Below are 20,175 nucleotides of genomic sequence, written 5' to 3'. Positions count from 1 at the left end.
ATTTTGATGGGGTCGTTGGTCTGCGCAATCAGCCGTGTTTCATCGGTTGCGGCGTGATCTGCGTTTTGGGGTCGGTGTTTTTCTGTGTATCCGGCAACTCGCCGGTCCATTCCCAGGCCTGGGTTTCGGGCGGGTTTTCGTACCAGCCGGGATCGGCGTAATCGCCCGCGGAGATGCCTTCACGAACCTTCACCACGGAGAACATGCCGCCCATTTCGATGGGGCCGTGCGGACCCCATCCCGTCATCATCGGAACGGTGTTCTCAGGGATCTCCATTTCCATCGCGCCCATATCGGCCATGCCGGCGGTGCCCATCGGCATATATTCCGGCCGGACCTTGCGAATCTTTTCGGTGACGGTCTTCTTGTCGACGCCGATGAAGGTCGGGACGTCATGTCCCATCGCGTTCATCGTATGGTGCGACTTGTGGCAATGGATCGCCCAGTCACCGACATATTTGGCGTCGAATTCATAGGCGCGCATCGCCCCGACGGGGATGTCGATGCTGACCTCCGGCCATCGCGCCTCGGGCCGCACCCAGCCGCCATCCGTGCAGGTCACTTCGAAATCGTAACCGTGCATGTGGATCGGGTGGTTGGTCATGGTCAGGTTGCCGACGCGCACGCGCACCCGGTCGTCCTTGGAAACCACCAGTGGATCGATGCCGGGAAACACCCGGCTGTTCCATGACCACAGATTGAAGTCGGTCATGGTCATGATCTTCGGCACATAGGAGCCGGGATCGATGTCGAAGGCATTGATGAGGAACACGAAGTCGCGATCCACGGGCATGAATGTCGGGTCCTTCGGGTGGATCACGAAAAAGCCCATCATGCCCATCGCCATCTGCACCATCTCGTCCGAATGCGGGTGGTACATGAAGGTGCCCGACTTCACGAGATCGAACTCGTAGACGAAGGTCTTGCCAACGGGGATATGCGGCTGCGACAGGCCGCCCACACCATCCATGCCTGACGGCAGGATCATGCCGTGCCAGTGGATCGTTGTATGTTCCGGCAGCTTGTTGGTGACGAAAATACGCACCCGATCGCCTTCGACTGCCTCGATGGTCGGGCCGGGCGACTGGCCGTTATAACCCCACAGCCGGGCGGTCATGCCCTCCGCCATCTCGCGCTCCACCGGCTCGGCGACAAGGTGGAATTCCTTGACGCCATTGTTCATCCGGAAGGGCAGGGTCCAGCCGTTGAGGGTAACGACCGGGTTGTAATCGGGGCCGGTGGTGGGCTTGACCGGAGCCTGGGTCGCGGCCGTTTCCATCACGGCTGCTTCCGGCAGGCTGCTATTCGATGTTTTCGCCCAGGCCGCCGTGGAGACCATAGCGGCGCCGACACCCAGAAAGTTTCTTCTATTGAACATGGTGATTTCCTTTCTCAATGTCCGCCACCGCCGCCAGCGGCGGCAACCTCGGTCTCCGCACCTGCCGCAGCACCTGTACCTCCGCCGTAGATGGCGGGAGCGAGGCCGGCCTCCGCGAGCCAGAAGTCGCGTTTGGCATTGATGGCCAGCAGGCTTGAATTGACCTTTTCCCGGCTGTCGGCGAGCAGTTCGAAGGTGTTGGTGATCATGCCGTTATAGGTCAGCAGCGACTGCTCCTCGATCTTGGTGCGCAGCGGCACCACGCTGTTGCGATAGTGCCGGGCGATGTCGTAATTCGAGCGATAGGCCTGATAGGCCGAGCGGGCTTCCGAGCGGACATTGACCGCCTTTTCCGCCAGCAGGTTTGCCGCGCGCATATAGGCAAGTTCGGATTCCCGCATGCGCGCCTGACCGGAATCGAAGATCGGAATGACGAATTCCAGCTCGGCATTGCCGGTCGTCTGTTTGTGTTTTTCGCCGTCTTCCAGCTCGCGTTCGGTCTCGAAACCCGAGCGGATTTCGAGATCAGTCACGTATCGGGTGGCCTCGGTGAGCTTGAACGATCGTGCGGTGGCCTCCAGATCGAGCCTGGCCATCTGCAGGTCCACACGGCGCTGCAGCGCCTCGGCCTCGATCATGTCCCGTTTGGTAAGCGCCTTCGGAAGCGGGGGCAGGCGGTTGGGAATGGTATATTCGATATCCGCTCCCCACAGTCCCATCAGCCGTGTCAATTCCTCCTTGGCAAGACGGGCCTCAAGCCGCGCCTTGGCGATCTGACCGGTCAGTTCGGCATAAAAGACCTGCTCGCGAGCCTGACCTTCCTTGTTCAGCGAACCGGCTTCTCCAAGCTTGACGGCAAGTTCCGAGGCGGCATCCGCCGCGGTCTGTGCCTGCGCCAGCTGGCCGACATTTTCCCATGCTGCCACTGCGGTGATCCAGGCGCGGCGGGTATCCGACGCCAGTTGCAGCGTCTTCAGCGCGGCCGCGAGCTGCGCCTTGCGGAAACCGGTATCGGCGATCTCGACATTTTTCTTGAGGGTAGCGAGCGCCAGAATATTGGTGACGACGACACCTTCGATCGCCTTGTAGGCCCTGAGCCCCGGGGTGCCGATCCCCGTCAGCCCAATGCCGACCCGCGGATTGACCAGCATGGTGGATTGCCATGCGGTGGCGGCGGATTCGCCCAGATCGGCATAGGCCGCCTGAAGGCCCTTGTTGTTCAGGAGCGCAACCTGCACCGCCGTCTCGACATCAAGGGTCTTGCTGGCAGCCATCAGCGAGTTGACGCGGGCCTGCGTCGCCTGCGCCTCGGCCCGGTTCTGCACCCAGACCGCCTGCTTTCCCGTCACCTCGGATGTTCGGGCCGAAACATTGGTGAAACCGGCGTCGCGCGACGCATATTGGGCGGCTGTGACGCAGCCGCCGAGAAGAAACGGCAGGCAAAGGGTGGCCGCGAGTTTAGCCCCGAGCTTGAATGTGCGTGATGTCATGATGCGTCTCCTTTCGGAGCCTGCGCATCGTTCTGGTTACGCCAGGGCTTCGGGTCCACCGGCGCGCGGTGCGTGTAACCCGCAACCGGGGTTTGATAGCGGATGGGCCCCGCGCCAAGCGTCGGGTTTGCCGCATCGTCATAGGAGGCGGCGTCGTTCATCAGGGATGTGGCTGTGCAGCCGCCCAGAAGCAGGGGCGCTGCAACCACAATATAAATCGGGTTCATGGATATTTTCCGAACAGGAGATGCAACGGCGCGACGGCGCTAAAGCCGCTCACGCACGGTCATTGCCCAAAGGCGGGCTTTGCCTGTTCAGATATTCGGGGGGCGGTGAAGCAGCGGGGTCTGGCCCAGCGCCTTGCTGTCGTCAAGGAAGGAACGGATGCTGTTGACGACGGGTCTGCCAGTGGTGTCGTGGCTGATCAGGACCGCCATGCCGAGACAGAAATCGCCGCAGCATTGGGGCTTTGCGGTTTTTTTGACGCCGCTGTCATGCTCGGCGGCCATATCGCTGTGATCATGACTGTCTGACATCATGGCCGAACCGCCATGGTCCATCATCGCGCCGTGATCCATCATGGCGGATTGATCGTGCTGCATTCCCCCGGTTTCGGCAGGGTGCATTGCGGCATTGACAGTGGAAACGCTATAGCCCGCCAGTGACAGGATCATCACCAGTCTAAACAACAGGGCCAGCAATTTCGATGCTCGCAACATCTCACGCATGTTGGATAGAAAAGCTGTAGTCCTGTGATTTGTCAATGGATATCCCTCATAACCATCGACGAAAGCCTCTATGTCGCGCTTGATGCGGAGCCAAACCTTCCAGTCGAATGGCAGGGCGTGCAGTTTGTCCGCAGCTCACACGAAGTCGATGAAGGCATCATCGAGAATGAGAAGCTTGCGGGCCTGTGTGCGGGCATATTCCTCGTAAAAGCCCTGCGAGATCCAGAGCGCGGAACGGCCGCGCCGTCCGCTCCAGCCTATGCCGCCGATCAGTTCGGCCGCTGCAAGCTTGCGGCCGACATGGATGCGTGACACGGAGAGGGAGGTCGCCAGCTGTGTCACGGTTTCCACATCGGTCACACGTCTGCCCTGTTCGGGCGGTCTTTCCCAGTCGATCCCGGCGATAAGGCGGTCCATCAGCAGGCCGCCCGCATCGAACCAGTTGAAAATGATGGAAAGCGGGCCGGGGCAGCGCACCTCCGGATGTGACAGAAACGCCTGTGATACACGGGGGTGGATATGGGGAAGCAGGGCCTCCGATCGCCTGATGAAGCGCGATGCCCTGAAGCCCTCATCGAGCAGGTCCAGCGCCTGAAAATGCACGTCGTACCATTGCGCGAGCATCGCCAGGGCAGGGGCTGAAGGCACCACCCCAGTGCCCGGCCCGTTGCCGGATTGGTCGACTGGGCGTGTCATTCCGCGTTTCAGCGCCTCTTTGAAGAAGGCATAGGCAACGCTGTGGCTGGCGAGCCCGTGCCGGAGCGCCAGATGGCCGAAATCTTCCCGCGTCAGGGCTGCTTCTCCCGTTGCCGTTTCACAGTCCCCGCATTTCTGAAAATAGAGCGCCAGAAGCGCATGGCAAAGAAGCCGGTTCTGGCGTGTTGCGAAGAGCGCGGTCATCTCGGGCGAGCCTTCGTAGAGGGCGATAAAGCTACCCGGTAGAAGCCGCAGCGCGGCCGCGAAGGGCTCTTTCTGCAGCATCGTCTCTATTTCGCAGGGTGCCGGACCGCGGCCATCGGCGGTGTCGGCCGGCAGTCGGGAAATCGCAAAGTCGAAAAAATTGGTCATGGGCCGCGCTCCGGAATGGGATGGTCTAGCGGCCTTACAGGAGCTGAAATGGCGCGTCTTCTCATTGCGCGCAGAGGTGAAATTTTAAGCCGGCGGCATATCCGCAGCGCGGGCGTCACCGGGCGTCATGCCATAGGTGCCGGCGAACACGCGGTAAAATGTTGCAAGGCTGTCGAAGCCGCAGCCATAGGCGATCTGCGTGACCGGCAGAGCGGGGAATGCCAGCAGCAACCGCTTCACTTCCTCGATCCGCATGGAGGAGAGCGTGCGGGAAAACGACAGTTCCGCACCCTCGAAAACCACATGCAATTGCCGCAGCGAAATGCCCAGTTCCTTCGCGACCGCGGCAGGGGTGAGGTTCTGCCGGGATTTTTTGCGCATCATGATGTCCTGGGCCGCATAACAGAGCCCGGTCCTGAGCGCGGCGCGCACCTCCGGCATGGCGGGTGAAAGCCGCCCGCGCGCCGTCATGGCAAGCCGGGCGATATGCGTGACATCGCGGGCGGGATCGATGAGCCTGCCGTGGTCAGCATTCAGCGCGTTGAAAAGGGCCCGGAAGGGCAGGGAGAAACTATTGTTTTCCGAATAACGCGTCGCAAACAGGTCATCGGTGGCCTGACCGAGCATGACCTCGTAGTCCACGGGGATTTTCAGCATCTTATAGTGAAAATCGGCCTCGTTTCCCGGTATCGCATCATAGGGCAAGTCGGAATAGTTGATGGTGATATCGCCGCCGCCGACGGCGTGAACCTGATCCCTGCCGGCATGCAGAAACCCCGAACCCTTGACCTGCAGGCCGATGCAGAGGCTGTTGCCGGCAATGCGGGCAATATCGGCTTCCGTGCGGTTTACCCGGTAAGAGGAAGCGCGCATTTCTGTTGCCACGGCGCCGGCGACGGCGCGCGCCTGAAACGAACCCTTGAAACTGTGGCGAAGATCCCGTGCAAGCTCGATCGTCACGCCAAACAGGCTTTTGCCGCGCACTTCGCGCCATTGGTCGAAGCGGTGTTCGGGCAAAAAATCGTCGGTTGCGAAGCGGACTATGGTGTTCGTGGCTTGATCCTCCCCGACGATCTCGGCGGCCTATTTTTCCGTTGCGCGAAATCGAAGATGAACGAGTGGATAGGGTCGCCCCTGTCCGTCCAGATCGGAGCGTCCGGTCGGTTCGAATCCCAGCCGACGATAAAAACCCATGGCCTCGCCGTTCTGTTCGTTGACGTCAGTGGTCAGCGCGGGATGAAGCGCAAGCGCCCTCTGCACCAGTGCCTTGCCGATGCCTTGGCCATGATGGTCCGGATCGATGAAAAGCGCCTCCATATGCCCTTCATGCAGAAACATGAAACCGAGGACATGGTCAGAAGCATCGACGGCCAGCGTCAGCGGCGCCTGTGGCAGGAAAGATTCGACTTCCTTCCCGATCGCGGCGCGATCCGCCGGCAGGAGGAACTGGTGGGTGGCGTCGACTGCTTTGCTCCATATGTCGAGGATGCGGGCAGCGTCGCGGCTCTCGGAGGGACGAAGTGCGATCATGTCTCACCCTTAGCAAGTGCGGAGTTTTCACGCCATTGGCCGATCCGATCTTTTCCGTGAGTGCGTGCGTATTCAATGAATTTCAGCATTGAAACCCGGCGATTCTGATCCCGCATGTGCCGCCCATCTCTCCTCTCGGAAATTTTTCTCGAAAAAAGTGCTTGCAAAAAGCAGCCCGAAAAAAATAGATAAAAAGAACTTCTATCTATTTATTTTGAGGGAAAGATCGACAGATGGACCAGGTCGTCACGCAAATCGACAGAAACCCAGCTCCAATTCCAGGTATTGGCAGCAGCTTGTCACTCGAAGAAGCAAAAATTATCTATAATTTGCCGTTTAACGATCTCCTGTTCCGCGCCCAGCAGGTGCATCGCTGTCATTTCGATCCCAATGCCATCCAGATGAGCCGGCTTTTATCGATCAAGACCGGCGGCTGCCCGGAGGATTGTGGTTATTGCAGCCAGTCCGCCCGCAACCCCACCGGCCTCAAGGCCTCCAAGCTGATGGAAGTGGAGCGGGTGCTGACTGAGGCGCGCAAGGCGAAGGAAGGCGGGGCGACGCGCTATTGCATGGGGGCTGCCTGGCGTAATCCCAAGGAGCGCGACATGGAGGCGGTGGTGGCCATGGTCGAAGGCGTGAAGGCGCTCGGCATGGAAACCTGCATGACGCTCGGCATGCTGACCCCGGAACAATCCGAACGGCTGGCCGATGCCGGTCTCGACTACTACAATCACAACGTCGACACGTCCGAGCGGTTTTATTCGCAGATCATTACCACCCGTACCTTCGAGGACCGGCTGGAAACGCTTGCCAATGTCCGCGATGCCGGCATCAAGGTCTGCGCCGGCGGTATTCTCGGCATGGGGGAAACGGTGGAAGACCGGATTTCGATGCTGGTGACGCTCGCCAACCTGCCGGTTCCGCCGGAAAGCGTGCCGATAAACATGCTGATCCCGATCCCCGGCTCGAAGCTCGCCAATGCCGATCCCGTTGATCCCATCGATTTCATCCGCACCATCGCGCTGGCGCGTATCCTGATGCCGCGTTCGCATGTGCGGCTTTCGGCCGGGCGTACGGAGATGAGCGATGAGACACAGGCGCTCTGTTTCCTGGCCGGTGCCAATTCCATCTTCATCGGTGAGACACTGCTGACGGCGGATAATCCGGGTGAGGACCACGATACGGCGCTTTTCCGCCGTCTGGGCCTGAAGCCGATGGAACTGCAGCGCACGGAATTGCAGTCTGGGGAGACGGGAGGGTGCCGGTGAATCTCACGGCGCTCTCCCCCTATGAGGCAAAGCTCGCCGGTCTGCAGCGCAAGTCGCGGCTGCGCGTGCTCGCTCCCCAGGAGGGGATCGATTTCACCTCCAACGACTATCTTGGCCTTGCCGATTCACCGCGGCTGAAGGCGGCATTTGCCGATGCCATCGGAAGGGGCGTGCCGGCAGGGGCCGGCGGCTCGCGGCTGCTGCGCGGCAACCACCGCGAACATGAGGCGCTGGAGGCGGAAGCGGCGGCGTTTTTCGGGGCCGAAAAAGCGATCTATTTCGGCAGCGGTTTTGCCGCCAATGTCGCGCTGTTCTCCACATTGCCGCTGCGGGAAGACCTCGTCCTTCACGACGCCCTGATCCATGCCAGCGTCCATGATGGTATTGCCGCCGGCAAGGCGAACGTGATCGCCGTGCCGCATAATCAGGTCGAGGCATTCGAACGGGAAATAATCCGCTGGCGGCAGGAGGGTGGCCGGGGCCGCCCGTGGATCGCTGTCGAAAGCCTTTATTCCATGGATGGGGACCGTGCCCCGCTTGCGGCCCTGGCTGATCTTGCCGGGAAACATGAGGGCTTCCTTGTCGTCGATGAGGCGCATGCGACCGGCGTGTTCGGCCCCGGCGGGCGCGGCCTTGCCGCGGAGCTGGAAGGCCACGGCAATGTGGTGGCGTTGCACACCTGCGGCAAGGCGCTCGGCCTTTCCGGCGCGCTTTTGAGCCTGCCGGCGGTTCTTGCCGATTATCTCGTCAACCGCGCCCGCGGTTTCATCTATTCGACCGCGCCTTCGCCGCTGATGGCGGCGGCGGTGCGGGAAGCCCTGCGTATCATCGTCGATGAGCCGTGGCGGCGTTTGCGGCTGGCGGAGCTGGTAAACTTTGCCGGCGAAGAGCTTCGCTCCCGGCTCGGTGTTGCGCCCAGCGGCTCGCAGATATTACCGGTGATGATCGGTGACAATGCCCGCTCGCTTCGTATCGCCGCGCATCTGCGGGAAGGCGGTTTCGATGTGCGGGCGATCCGCCCGCCGACGGTGCCGGAAGGCACGGCGCGCCTGCGCATCGCCATCACGCTCAACGTGGATGAAAGCCAGATCGCCGATATGATTGGGCTGCTTGCCGTTTCGCAGGCGGAGGAGCGGAGATGAGCCTTCGTTTCGTCATTTCAGGCACCGATACGGGCATCGGCAAGACGGTTTTTTCCGCGGCGCTGACCCACGCCCTGCAGGCATATTACTGGAAGCCCGTGCAATCCGGGCTGGAGGAAGAAACAGACAGCGAGACGGTGGAACGACTGGGTGGCGTGCCGCAGGCGCGTATCCTGCCCGAGGGCTATCGCCTGAAAATGCCGGCCTCGCCACATCTGTCGGCCCGCCTCGAGAATGCTACGATCGATCCCTCGCGGCTGCTGCCGCCGCAAACGGATGGACCTCTTGTCATCGAGGGGGCGGGCGGGCTTCTGGTGCCGCTGACAGACACATTGCTATTCGCCGATATTTTCGCCCGCTGGCAAATTCCGCTTGTGCTGTGCGCAAGGACCTCGCTCGGCACCATCAACCACACGCTGCTCTCGCTCGAGGCGTTGCGACGCCGCGCCATTCCGGTGCAGGGCGTGGTCTTCATCGGCGACGAGAACCGGGAAAACCAGCGTGCTATCGCCAATATCGGCGCCGTCCGCCCGCTTGGTCGTCTGCCGCGCCTGCCGGAGATGACATCAGAGGCGCTGCATCAGGCATTTGTCCGACACTTCAATCTCGCTGATTTTCTGGAGGCGCCGGCATGAGCCGTTCCCCTGTCTGGCATCCTTTCACCCAGCATGGGCTGGAACCGCCGATGAAACGCGTCGTATCAGCGGAAGGCGCATTTCTCGTCGATGAGGACGGCAATCGCCTGTTCGACGGTATTTCCTCCTGGTGGGTCATCACCCACGGGCACCGGCATCCCGCGATCATGGCGGCCATCCGCGCCGCGACAGAAGCCTTCGACCAGGTCATTTTCGCCGAGTTCTCCCATGAACCCGCCGAAACGCTGGCGCGCGGGCTGATCGAACTTGCACCCAGCGGGCTAAGCCACGTGTTTTATTCCGATAGCGGCTCGACTGCGGTTGAGGTGGCGCTGAAAATGGCGCTCGGCTATTTCCACAATCGCGGGGAAAAGCGCGACCGTATCGTGGTGATGGAGCATGGTTATCACGGCGATACCATCGGCACCATGTCGACAGGTGAGCGCGGCGTGTTCAATGCCGCTTACGAGCCGTTGCTCTTCGGTGTCGACCGGCTGGCTTTTCCGCAAGCGGGCGGTGAACAGCAGACATTGGACATGTTCGAGAGTTTCTGCCGTTCGGGCCGTATCGCCGCCCTGCTGATCGAACCGCTGGTGCTTGGGGCCGGCGGAATGAAGATGTACGGTGCGGATATACTGGCCGGGCTGAAACAGATCGCCGAGCGCCATGGCTGTCTCGTCATCGCAGACGAAGTGATGACGGGCTGGGGCAGAACGGGAACCCTGTTCGCCTGCGAACAGGCAGGTATTTCGCCGGATATTCTGTGCACATCCAAAGGGCTTACGGGCGGCTCGCTGCCGCTCGCGGCAACGCTGTGCAGCGCGGAAATCTTCGATGCGCATTTTTCGACGGATCGCCGCAAGACCTTTTTCCATTCCAGTTCCTATACGGCCAATCCGATTGCCTGTGCTGCCGCTGTCGCCAATCTTCAGGTCTGGCGGGATGAGCCCGTGCTTCAGCGCATCGGGCAATTGCAACAGATGCTGCGCGACAATCTCCGGCGATTTGCGGATGACCGGCGTTTCACCGGCATCCGGCAAATGGGGACCATCGCGGCGCTCGACCTCGTGGTGCCTGCCGGTGGTTATCTCGCCGAGGCGGGCCCGCGCATGCGGCAATTGTTCCGCGAGCGCGGGTTCGTCATCCGCCCGCTCGGCAATGTGCTTTATCTGATGCCGCCCTATTGTTCGACGGGGGAAGATCTGACCAGCGCCTTTGACGCCATCGACGAGGTGGCCGGGATCGTCACCGAAACCGCATCGTTAAAATCGCGTGCGGCCGGCATCGCGTGAAAACAGCGTACGGCCATGTTCAGCCTGTTCCAGAACCGTCTCCGAAAGCCCTGACAATGCAGACCCGTTCTTCCCGCATGGCCGGTTTTGGTCATGCCGTTCCGTCAAGATGTGTCGATAATGCCGAGATAGAGGCCAGCCTCGGGCTGGAGGCCGGCTGGATCGAGCGGCGCACCGGCATCCGCACGCGTTATTGGGCGCAAGAGGGTGACACGTTGAGCGGCCTTGCCGCAAGAGCCGGCCGCATGGCGCTGGAAGATGCGGAAATTGGCTCCGCCGAGATCGCGCTGACGCTGCTTGCAACTTCTACACCGGATCATCTTCTGCCACCCTCGGCGCCGCTGCTCGCACACCGGCTGGGCCTCGTCCGATCCGGCGCGATCGATCTCGCCGGCGCCTGTTCCGGCTTTCTTTATGCGCTCACCCTCGCGGATGGCTTTGTCCGCACCCACGGCCGCGCCGTGCTCGTCGTTGCCGCCAATATATTGAGCCGCCGTATCAATCCGGCGGAAAGGGCAAGTGCGGTCCTGTTCGCTGATGCCGCCGGCGCCGTTGTACTCAAGCCCTGCCGCGAGGCGCAACGCGGGCTTTTGTCGGCCGATCTTATTGCGGATGGCGGCGGTTATGATCTGATCCAGATAGCGGCGGGAGGCAGTAGCCAGCCCTTCTCTGCCGATACATCCGCCGAAGAGGTGCTAATGACAATGCGCGATGGCCGCGAGGTCTTCTCCCGCGCCGTGATGCTGATGACAGAGACCTCGAAAAGGGTGCTGCACGAGGCCGGAATGACGGCAGCCGACATCGACCGTTTCGTACCCCATCAGGCCAATGCCCGCATGTTTGACGCCGTCTGCGGCAATCTCGGTATCAACAGGCAAAAGACGGTTCGCACGATAGAAAGCTTCGGCAATTCCTCCGCCGCAACCATTCCGCTTTCGCTGTCCGTCGCCAATGCCGAAAGGCCTTTCACGGAAGGCGAAACCCTGCTTTTAACAGCGGCTGGCGCGGGCATGTCTGGTGGAGCGGCCGTTTATCGCGTTTGAACGGGGCATCGCGATAACGCGTACCATTCCAAACTCAAGAAGCTGATTTTATTTGGAGAAATTTGGCTGGGGAACCTGGATTCGAACCAAGATTAACGGAGTCAGAGTCCGTCGTTCTACCATTGAACTATTCCCCAAAAGCCTGAAGCACGTTGCCGCGTTCGCTTTGGTGGGTCGTCATATAGATGATTTATTGCGGGGCGCAAGTCGAAAAAATCGAAAAATGCGTTTTATCCCTGTTTTGCGCTTCGTCTCAGGGGTCAGAGCCGTGCGCGGGTGGAGCGCGGGGTGGAGAGCAGGAGGCTGGTCTCGCTGCCGGTGATGCCGGGCACCAGGCGGATGCGGCGGAGCACCGCGTCGAAATCGCTGAGTGTGGCGGCGTTGAGTTCCACGATCAGGTCCCAGCGGCCGTTGGTGCTGTGGATTTCGGATATTTCCGGAAAACCGCCAAGGGTGCGGATGACACGATCAGTCACATGGCCTTCAATCTCGATCATCATGATGCCGCGGATCGCCGCCTCCACCGCGTCGGCGCGTAGAATGACGGTGTAACCGATGATGGTGCCGTCGTTCTCCATTCTTTCGATGCGCGAGCGCACCGTCGCGCGCGAGGTTTCCGTCTCGATTGCGAGATCAGAAATGCTGCGCCTGCCATTGTGCCGCAAAAGGGTGATGAGCCGTTCGTCGAGATTATCCATTATGACCAGTTTGATAAATTAATTTTAGCAGATCGATAGCTTATTTCGATAATATTGCCAATATTTGATGTTCATTTCGCCGGGTCACTGTGTTGAACTGAGCTTGTTGGCAGGAAAGCGAGGACGGGAATGGATATCAGGTTGATCGGTGCGCCGCTGCAGATCGGGGCCGGGCAATTGGGATGCGAGATGGGCCCCAGCGCCTATCGCGTCGCGGGACTGGCTCACGCTCTCGAAGAACTGGGGCACCGCGTCGTCGATACCGGCAATGTGACGCCCGCGCCGTTGCGAGAATTCCACCATCCCAACCCGGCGGTGCATCATCTGGCTGAAACCGTGGCCTGGACGGAGGCGCTGACGGAGGCTGCCTATCGTGAAAGCGCCGGCGCCGTGCCGATCTTCCTCGGCGGCGATCATGCGATTTCTGCGGGGACGGTCGCCGGCATGGCGCGCCGGGTGGCCGAGACCGGCCGGCCGTTTTTTGTGCTCTGGCTTGATGCCCATACCGATTACCATACGCTGGAGACGACGCGCAGCGGCAATCTGCACGGCACGCCGGTTGCCTATTTCAGCGGGCGAGACGGGTTTGAGGGTTACTTCCCGCCGCTTTCCCATGCGGTTCCTGAAGACAATATCGGCATGATCGGCATCCGCAGCGTTGATCCGGCCGAAAGGGCCGCACTGGAAGAGAGCGGCATCACCGTTCACGACATGCGCTCTATAGACGAACACGGCGTTGCCGTTCTCCTGCGTCAATTTTTGGCGCGGGTTCAGGCGGCAAACGGGCTTTTGCATGTCAGTCTCGATGTCGATTTTCTTGAGCCGTCCATCGCGCCGGCCGTCGGCACCACGGTTCCGGGTGGCGCGACGTTCCGCGAGGCGCATCTCGTCATGGAAATGCTGCATGATAGCGGGCTGGTCTGCAGTCTTGATCTCGTGGAGCTCAACCCGTTTCTCGACGAGCGCGGCAGAACCGCGACCCTGATGGTCGATCTTGCCGCCAGCCTGCTGGGCAAGCGGGTCATGGACCGCCCGACACGGGCCGGCTGAAAGGGGTGATGTGATGACCGTGATACCGAACCTCAATATCGTGCCCTTCGTCAGCGTCGATCATATGATGAAGCTCGTGCTGCGCGTGGGCATCGATACGTTCCTGCGCGAGCTTGCCGATGTGGTGGAAGAGGATTTCCGCCGCTGGGAAAGCTTCGACAAGACGCCGCGCATCGCCTCGCATTCGAAGGAAGGTGTCATCGAACTGATGCCGACCAGCGATGGCACGCTTTACGGCTTCAAATATGTCAACGGCCATCCGAAGAACATGAAGGAAGGCCGCCAGACCGTGACGGCTTTCGGCGTGCTTTCCGATGTCGGCAATGGTTATCCGCTGCTCCTGACCGAGATGACGATCCTGACGGCGCTGCGCACCGCCGCAACATCAGCCGTCGCGGCGAAATATCTCGCCCGCAAAAATTCCCGCTCCATGGCCATCATCGGCAATGGCGCGCAGAGCGAATTCCAGGCGCGCGCCTTCAAGGCGATTCTCGGCATCGACACGTTGCGCCTTTTCGATATCGACCGGTCCGCCAGTGAAAAATGCGCCCGTAATCTCGCCGGGCAGGGTTTTGCCATCAAGATCTGCGAGAGCGCGCAGGAAGCGGTCGAAGGGGCTGACATCATCACGACAGTTACCGCTGACAAGCAATATGCGACGATCCTGACCGACAACATGGTCGGGCCCGGCATTCACATCAACGCCGTCGGCGGCGATTGCCCCGGCAAGACGGAATTGCATCGGGACATCCTCTTGCGATCGGATATTTTCGTGGAATATCCACCGCAGACGCGCATTGAAGGTGAAATCCAGCAATTGCCGGCGGATTATCCCGTTACCGAGCTCTGGCAGGTCATTGCCGGCGCAAGGGAGGGACGGGCAAGCGACAGGCAGATCACGCTGTTCGACAGCGTTGGTTTCGCGACCGAAGATTTTTCGGCTTTGCGTTACGTGCGTTCAAAACTGCCATCCACGGGCCTTTATACGGAGCTTGATCTGCTGGCCGATCCGGATGAGCCGCGTGATCTGTTTGGGATGCTTCTGCGTTGTGAGGCGGCTCTCGTCTGATTGATCTCGCCGGGCGTGAGGCTCAGGCTTGGCGGCGGTTCCTCCTGGCAACCACATGTTCCCGCCAGATGGTGAAAAGGCCGGCGGCAATGACGATCGCCGCACCGATCACCATATTGGACGTCACCACTTCACCATAGATGGTGACGCCGATGATGGAGACGAGCACCAGCTGGTAATAGGAAAAGGGCTGCACAGAGGCGGCATCCGCCAGTTCGAACGCCTTTATAAGGCAATAATGGCCGCTCATGCCGGTAATGCAGAGCGCCAGCATCCATCCCCAATCCTGCGGAGCAAGGTTGACCCAATAAAACGGGCCGACCAGCGTCAGCGCCGCCGCACCGGCGACGCCGGTATAGAAGAAGCTGGTCATCGCTGAATCGCTCTTGCTGCCGAGGCGGGTCAGGACACTGTAGAGCGCCAGCATGAAGGCGGCCACGAAGGTGATGATCAGCTTGTTGTCGAAGCCTTCGCCATCCGGCTTGAGGATGACGAGAACGCCGATGAAGCCGACAAAAATGGCGCACCAGCGCCGCCAGCCCACATGTTCTCCCAGCAACGGCGTGGACAATGCTGCAACGATCAGCGGCGCGGAGGCGAGGATGGAATGGCTGTGCGCCAGCCCGACGACGGCGAAGGAGAAGATGGAAAAAACGATCTGCACGGCAAGAAGCACACCGCGGCCGATTTGTAGCCAGGGACGGTTGGCCATGACGGCGCCCCTGATGCCGCCGGAGGATTTTGCAGCCATCAGCAGAACAAAAACGGCAAAGGCCCAGTATCGCAGCATTGCCACGAAGACCGGCGGATAGACGCTGCCCAGATGCTTCGAAATGCCATCCTGCGCCGCAAAGATCGTGAAAGCGACAAGCGCATAAACAAAGCCGGTCCTGGGTGATGGCATGAAAAAACCGCTATCCGACTGCCGCCGGCAAAAGAGTATTCGGGGTGAATGAGGTGGGTAACAGCCATATGTTATGGCCGTACCTTGTCAGACAACCTTATTTTCCGAATAGCTGCCATGCAAGTCCGGAAGCTGCCTTCTCAAAGGTCAATTGTTGGAATGTAATTTTGCGATGTTCTCCCCCTCATCCCTGTGCTTGTCACAGGGATCCAGCCAGTCCAAGTCCTTGGACTGAAAGCGGTCCTCCCGCCGCGCAGACGCGCGTCGGCTGGTTCCTGTGACGAGCACAGGAATGAGGGCGGTGGGTGCGCCAGCCTATTGTGAGATCTGAGAGGTGCGACGCGCTGCAGGTTGACGTGGAGCTTGGATGATGTGGGCCTGCTGCCGAGGGCCTTGGGGCAGGCACGGCTGTCCGCCGTCAACAATTGCGCGGCGGACAAAGGGTTCAGCAAGACGCACAGCGTCTCGGTTGTGGCTTCAGCCGATCTTCACGGCCGCCTTCGAAGCGGTGGATTTCAGCGCGGCGTCGGCCAGCTTCAGCGCGACCAGCCCGTCCTTGATGGAAGGCGAGGGCGCGACATTGTTTTCGATGCTGTCGATGAAAGCGGTGATTTCCGCGGCATAGGCGGCCGTATAACGCGTCATGAAGAAATCATGCAGCGGCGGGCGGGTGTAGCCTTCCGCATTGGCGATTTCGATGGAAACCGGGCGCTGGTTTTCGGCCGCTGCCGAACCGAGCGAGCCGTGCACTTCGATGCGCTGGTCGTAACCATAGGTCGCGCGGCGAGAGTTCGAAATGACCGCCTGCCTGCCGCTTTTCGTCGTCAGGATGATGCTGGCGCTGTCGAAATCACCCAGCGCTCCGATCTCCGGATTGACGAGAACCGAACCGGTTGCGAACACGCTTTCCACTTCCTCGCCGAGCAGGAAGCGGGCCATATCGAAATCATGAATGGTCATGTCGCGGAAGATACCGCCGGAGACCTTGATATATTCGGCCGGCGGCGGGCCGGGGTCGCGGCTGGTGATGGTCACCATTTCCACCTTGCCGATGCGGCCATCTTCGATGGCCTTGTGAACAGCCTGGAAATGCGGGTCGAAACGGCGGTTGAAACCGAGCATCACCTTTGCACCGGTTTCCTCAACCACCTTCGCGCAGGCTTCCGCGCGGGCAACATCGAGATCGACGGGCTTTTCGCAGAAGATCGCCTTGCCGGCCCGGGCGAAACGCTCGATCAGGTCGGCATGGGTGTTGGTCGGCGTGCAGATGATGACGGCATCGATCGTCTTGTCGGCCAGAACCTCATCGATCGTGCTGACCTTGCACTGCGCTTCGCGGGCGATTGCTTCCGCAGCACCGGCCATGGCGTCCACAACGGCCACCAGCTGCGCACGGCTGTCGGTGGTGATCGCCTTGGCGTGGACCTTGCCGATCCGTCCAGCGCCGAGCAGTGCCAATTTCGTAACCATCTTTCCTCCGGTTTCTCACACCCGTCCCTCACTCCCGGAGAGACAGAATATGAATGCAAGCAATGTTTCGATATGGAATATATGTTCTATTTTGCTAGATCGACATCGCAGATGTGTCAAGCGTTTTGAGAGGGGACGGAACAGCGGAAACGGCATCGCCGAAAAGGTGCCCGCAACAAAGCGTCGCCGCCGTCAGAAGGAGCCGTGCGGGGGAGCAAGGTGGGTGAAGGCGACCCGTTCAGTCGGAGATCATGTTCGTCTCTGGCGGAAGCGCGTAAACCTCGACCGGGGTTTCCAGTCCGCGCAGCAGCCATGGGCCGAGATTTTCGAGCTTTTCCTGATGTCCTGCCATGCGGACGAATTCTTCGGAGAAAAGCACGTTGCGCCCAGTCTCCTTGGTCAGTGTTTCCAGCCGCGAGGCAATATTGACGGCGGGGCCGATGACGGTGAAATCGAGGCGGGTTTTCGAACCGATATTGCCGTACATGACATCACCGACATGCACGCCGATGCCGTAACCCAGGGAATCGTGGCCCTTCCGGCGATTGATTTCATTGAGCGCAACGAGGCTTTTCTGGGCGCTGGCGATGGCTTTCAGCAGGTTTTCGCAGGCCTTTGGATCGCTGAGCGGGAAAATCGCCAGCAGCCCGTCGCCCATGAATTTCAGGATTTCGCCGCCGAATTCCTCGATGGGATCGCACATGGCGTCGAAATAACCGTTCAGAAGCTCGATGACATCGTCGCGCGGCCAGAGGTCGGAAATATGGGTGAAATTGCGCAGGTCGCAGATCAGGATCGCCGCGCCCACCGTCATGCCGCTGCCGCGCGTCGTTGCGCCATTGAGGATCTTTTCACCCGCATGCGGCCCCACATAGGTCTCCAGCAGGGTGCGCGTCATGCGGTTTTTCAGGCGTATTTCGCTGACCAGCGCGAGCGCCGGAAGCAGGTTTTTCAAGGCGAGGATTTCACTGTCGGAAAAACCGCCGGGCCGGTCACTGGAGAATGTGGCGACATGGCGCTTGCCGAAGGTGTGTTCGATCGGCCAGGCGCAATAATCCGTCAGCCCCTCGGCCCGCAGATCTTCGTAGATCGTATAGCCGGGTTCATCGATCTCCTCTCCGTTCAGCCGGTGGCGAACTTCGGTGGCGCCCTGATGAATGTCGTTGATGGGGCTGTTGAGATATTCGGGCGTATTTTCAGACCCATAGCCATAGGTGGCGATCTCGGCGGAGGACAGGCCGGCTTTCCACAGGATGCGCGCGCCAAGCCATTGCGGATGGCGAATGCGGAAAGCGAGCACGCCCCGCGCCACGGAAATTCCGCTCGCCCGCAGCCTGCTGCAGAGTTCGACGAATATCTCGTCGATAAAGCGTTCGTCCTTGGTGCCGGTGATGAGCCAGTCGAGAATTTCCGTCTTTTCCGCTGGCCACAATTCATCCAGTGCTGAAGAAACGCGTTCTTCGGTGTCGAGACTTAGTGTCATGGCAGGATTCCGGAGGTTGTTGCTGCTCTCGCACGGGCAGGGCACATGTCGAACTCGGCCGAACATGGTCGCTCGTGAACCCCATGTGGTGCCGGATAACGAAAATGTTAAGAGGGGCGCGGAAAATGTTCCGGAGGGGATTGGCGGCATCAGGCCACGTGCGCCGCCCGGATGTTCCCGGGAACATTGTCCACCGGCGGCGCTGAGATTTTTGGTGATCGCTAGAGGGATCAGATAACGGTTTCGACGGGAATATGCAGTGCGGCGGCAACGCGCCTGATGCGCAGCGGATCGCTGTCTGTGCCGTCTTCCAGGGCGCGTATTTCGCTGGTGGTCAGGCCGCAGGTCACGGCAAGCTGTTCGACCGTATATCCGGCGAGATTGCGAGCGGTGAGGACTTTTTTGGCGAAAGGAGCATCGGTTTCGTGATCGGAATCGGGTTGTGAGACTGAAATTGTCATTTGCATCTCCCTGATGGTGGACACTTAAATGCGGGCGGCAAAGAAAAGTTGCCGGGCCGAATGCGACCGCGTTGCCGGAGAAGAAATCGGTGTTGCAACGCAGCGAGGAACATAGCGGCTTCATCCACCTACGCAATAGTTAAATTTTGTTAAGATTCGTGATCGCTGCATTCTTGCGGCGCGTCTTGCCGGGAAAAGGCCGAAAAAATGCCGTTTTTCCGGGTTTCCGCGGGGTTAGGGCGGCTTTCGCTACAGCATGCCCCAGGCGCGAAACCGGCCACGACCCGTCACTTCCCGCAATTCCAGCTGGTTGGCGAGCCCGATCGCGCCCTGCGGCGTGGTGCCGAGTTCCTTGACGATCATCGCCGCCGAGACCACCGGCCGGGAGACGACAAGCTCCACGAGTTCAGGCAAACGCGAGGAGGAACGCCGGCCGGCCAGCTTGCGCATCATGCGCTCGCGCGCGTGGGTCAGCCGGTCATGTTCCTTCATGCCGGCCTGTGCCGCTTCGTAGAAGCTGTCGAGAAGGGCGATAAGGCGCTGCGTCTGGTGTCTCGCGTGCCGGCGCTCGCGTGGGATCGCGCGAAGACCGGCGCTCAGCGCCGGCAGGTGATCGGGCGTGACGGCGCCGTCGCGCAGAAAAGCGGAGGCCAGAAGCCGGCCGAGCCAGGGGCTGCGTTGCAGCACCTCGATCACGTTCCAGGCGTCGAGCAGGATGGCGGTGCGAAGAATTGCGGGTAATTCCTCTGTGCGTGCATGCACCTCCCACCATTCTTTCAGTCTTTCATCCTCGTCCCAGTCGGGTTCGTTTATGATCGCATGGCTTTCCTCCCGGGGCATCGTCGGAAGTGCGTTGCCGGTGGTAATCGCATCGAGCGTTGCGGCGCTGCGCGCCAGAAGCGCGTCCAGCTCGGAAAAAGCGCCATCCAGCGATGTTTCCCCCTCCACGTCGGCTTCTTCATCAAGGGAGTGATCGAGCTCTTGTCTGGGCGTTGCCTCTTCGGCAAGCGCGGCCCTGCCACGGAGCCTCGCAAGACCCGGTGCGGTAAAGGCCCAGCCGGCGGCATTGGAAAAGATCAGCCGCCTTGAACGGAGAATCCGGTGTGCCGCCGTCATTTCATGGGTCGGCGCGCGCACATCCATATGCGCGTCATGCAGCACCAGATCTTCCATATGGACGAGTTCGCCATCCACCCACATGGAGGAAATGGCGTCGGTGAAATCCTGCCTTTCGATGAAGCCGTGTTTCATCGGTGACCGATCGATCCGCTCGTCCAGCCGCGCCAGCGCCTCGCCGGCACGGGCGGCGGCAATGAGGAGCTTTTCGATCTGGATGTCCGATATATCGTAAATCATTGATATTTTTTAGTTTGAGCGCGGGCGGCTTACAAGGCGGATCACAGTCGGGGCGCTTTTTACTTTCGCGGTGTCTACCCAAAATCCGACGAGAAGACCGGTGGTTAAAG

Annotated in this window: 20 protein-coding genes and 1 tRNA gene; 7 read left to right on the top strand and 14 right to left on the bottom strand. The window is 60.4% G+C overall.

What is annotated here, in order from left to right; genetic code table 11:
* Positions 1 to 28: 28 nt before the first annotated feature.
* The 7 genes from DA915_RS26770 to DA915_RS26740 all read right to left on the bottom strand — a co-directional run bounded on the left by DA915_RS26770 (position 29) and on the right by DA915_RS26740 (position 6,194).
* Positions 29 to 1,378 (bottom strand): multicopper oxidase family protein, encoded by a 1,350-nt coding sequence (locus DA915_RS26770; RefSeq protein WP_107677795.1) that lies wholly within the window; start codon positions 1,376 to 1,378, stop codon positions 29 to 31.
* Between the two features lie 14 nt (positions 1,379 to 1,392).
* Positions 1,393 to 2,868 carry a TolC family protein gene (locus DA915_RS26765; protein WP_107677794.1) on the bottom strand — a complete coding sequence of 492 codons (1,476 nt, stop codon included), beginning with the start codon at positions 2,866 to 2,868 and terminating at the stop codon, positions 1,393 to 1,395.
* Complete coding sequence (locus DA915_RS26760) at positions 2,865 to 3,095, bottom strand: hypothetical protein (protein ID WP_003508366.1); 231 nt, start codon at positions 3,093 to 3,095, stop codon at positions 2,865 to 2,867. Before DA915_RS26760 ends, DA915_RS26765 begins: the two co-directional genes overlap by 4 nt.
* Before the next feature lie 87 nt (positions 3,096 to 3,182).
* Positions 3,183 to 3,596 carry a hypothetical protein gene (locus tag DA915_RS26755; RefSeq protein ID WP_107677793.1) on the bottom strand — a complete coding sequence of 138 codons (414 nt, stop codon included), beginning with the start codon at positions 3,594 to 3,596 and terminating at the stop codon, positions 3,183 to 3,185.
* Positions 3,597 to 3,731: 135 nt separating this feature from the next.
* Positions 3,732 to 4,664, bottom strand: coding sequence for a hypothetical protein (locus tag DA915_RS26750; RefSeq protein ID WP_107677792.1), 933 nt, complete (start codon positions 4,662 to 4,664; stop codon positions 3,732 to 3,734).
* An 84-nt stretch (positions 4,665 to 4,748) separates the two neighbouring features.
* Complete coding sequence (locus DA915_RS26745) at positions 4,749 to 5,648, bottom strand: helix-turn-helix transcriptional regulator (protein WP_192886673.1); 900 nt, start codon at positions 5,646 to 5,648, stop codon at positions 4,749 to 4,751.
* Between the two features lie 99 nt (positions 5,649 to 5,747).
* Positions 5,748 to 6,194, bottom strand: coding sequence for an acetyltransferase (locus DA915_RS26740; protein ID WP_020810257.1), 447 nt, complete (start codon positions 6,192 to 6,194; stop codon positions 5,748 to 5,750).
* A 233-nt stretch (positions 6,195 to 6,427) separates the two neighbouring features.
* Between DA915_RS26740 and bioB the strand changes: the two genes are divergently transcribed.
* From bioB to DA915_RS26710, 5 genes are read left to right on the top strand one after another with little or no spacing between them, the layout of a single operon-like run.
* Positions 6,428 to 7,462: a biotin synthase BioB gene (gene bioB / locus DA915_RS26730; RefSeq protein WP_107677790.1), complete on the top strand. Its 1,035-nt coding sequence runs from the start codon at positions 6,428 to 6,430 to the stop codon at positions 7,460 to 7,462.
* Complete coding sequence (locus DA915_RS26725; protein ID WP_107677830.1) at positions 7,459 to 8,604, top strand: 8-amino-7-oxononanoate synthase; 1,146 nt, start codon at positions 7,459 to 7,461, stop codon at positions 8,602 to 8,604. Before bioB ends, DA915_RS26725 begins: the two co-directional genes overlap by 4 nt.
* Positions 8,601 to 9,239, top strand: coding sequence for a dethiobiotin synthase (gene bioD / locus DA915_RS26720; protein ID WP_107677789.1), 639 nt, complete (start codon positions 8,601 to 8,603; stop codon positions 9,237 to 9,239). The genes DA915_RS26725 and bioD overlap by 4 nt, the downstream gene beginning before the upstream one ends.
* Entirely contained in the window at positions 9,236 to 10,531 is a 1,296-nt protein-coding gene (locus DA915_RS26715; RefSeq protein WP_107677788.1) for an adenosylmethionine--8-amino-7-oxononanoate transaminase, read from the top strand. Before bioD ends, DA915_RS26715 begins: the two co-directional genes overlap by 4 nt.
* A gap of 56 nt (positions 10,532 to 10,587) precedes the next feature.
* Positions 10,588 to 11,574 (top strand): beta-ketoacyl-ACP synthase III, encoded by a 987-nt coding sequence (locus tag DA915_RS26710; protein ID WP_107677787.1) that lies wholly within the window; start codon positions 10,588 to 10,590, stop codon positions 11,572 to 11,574.
* Between the two features lie 63 nt (positions 11,575 to 11,637).
* Here the strand turns inward: DA915_RS26710 and DA915_RS26705 are convergent.
* Together DA915_RS26705 and DA915_RS26700 are read right to left on the bottom strand one after the other, a co-directional pair.
* Positions 11,638 to 11,711 (bottom strand) — tRNA-Gln (locus DA915_RS26705).
* Between the two features lie 123 nt (positions 11,712 to 11,834).
* The gene (locus tag DA915_RS26700) at positions 11,835 to 12,272 is read right to left on the bottom strand and encodes an Lrp/AsnC family transcriptional regulator (protein WP_003508428.1); all 438 of its coding nucleotides are present in this window, start codon (positions 12,270 to 12,272) and stop codon (positions 11,835 to 11,837) included.
* A 129-nt stretch (positions 12,273 to 12,401) separates the two neighbouring features.
* Between DA915_RS26700 and rocF the strand changes: the two genes are divergently transcribed.
* A complete protein-coding gene (gene rocF, locus DA915_RS26695) occupies positions 12,402 to 13,322 on the top strand; it encodes an arginase (protein ID WP_107677786.1) in 921 nt (306 codons plus the stop codon).
* 13 nt (positions 13,323 to 13,335) lie between these two features.
* The gene (locus DA915_RS26690; protein ID WP_087746335.1) at positions 13,336 to 14,391 is read left to right on the top strand and encodes an ornithine cyclodeaminase; all 1,056 of its coding nucleotides are present in this window, start codon (positions 13,336 to 13,338) and stop codon (positions 14,389 to 14,391) included.
* A 22-nt stretch (positions 14,392 to 14,413) separates the two neighbouring features.
* Here the strand turns inward: DA915_RS26690 and DA915_RS26685 are convergent, their stop codons facing one another.
* The 5 genes from DA915_RS26685 to DA915_RS26655 all read right to left on the bottom strand — a co-directional run bounded on the left by DA915_RS26685 (position 14,414) and on the right by DA915_RS26655 (position 20,065).
* Entirely contained in the window at positions 14,414 to 15,295 is an 882-nt protein-coding gene (locus tag DA915_RS26685; RefSeq protein WP_107677785.1) for a DMT family transporter, read from the bottom strand.
* A 477-nt stretch (positions 15,296 to 15,772) separates the two neighbouring features.
* A complete protein-coding gene (gene iolG, locus DA915_RS26675) occupies positions 15,773 to 16,765 on the bottom strand; it encodes an inositol 2-dehydrogenase (protein WP_026363582.1) in 993 nt (330 codons plus the stop codon).
* Positions 16,766 to 17,003: 238 nt separating this feature from the next.
* Positions 17,004 to 18,248, bottom strand: a complete 1,245-nt coding sequence (locus DA915_RS26665) for an adenylate/guanylate cyclase domain-containing protein (RefSeq protein WP_107677783.1) — start codon at positions 18,246 to 18,248, stop codon at positions 17,004 to 17,006.
* Between the two features lie 230 nt (positions 18,249 to 18,478).
* Positions 18,479 to 18,709, bottom strand: coding sequence for a helix-turn-helix domain-containing protein (locus DA915_RS26660; RefSeq protein WP_020809209.1), 231 nt, complete (start codon positions 18,707 to 18,709; stop codon positions 18,479 to 18,481).
* A 249-nt stretch (positions 18,710 to 18,958) separates the two neighbouring features.
* Positions 18,959 to 20,065, bottom strand: coding sequence for an RHE_PE00001 family protein (locus DA915_RS26655; RefSeq protein ID WP_107677782.1), 1,107 nt, complete (start codon positions 20,063 to 20,065; stop codon positions 18,959 to 18,961).
* Positions 20,066 to 20,175 lie beyond the last annotated feature (110 nt).

The sequence above is a fragment of the Agrobacterium sp. LAD9 genome (assembly GCF_003031125.1).
GTDB classification, from domain to species: domain Bacteria; phylum Pseudomonadota; class Alphaproteobacteria; order Rhizobiales; family Rhizobiaceae; genus Agrobacterium; species Agrobacterium radiobacter.
Note: the sequence above shows the minus strand (reverse complement) of the source record. Positions and strands in the feature narration are given on the sequence as shown.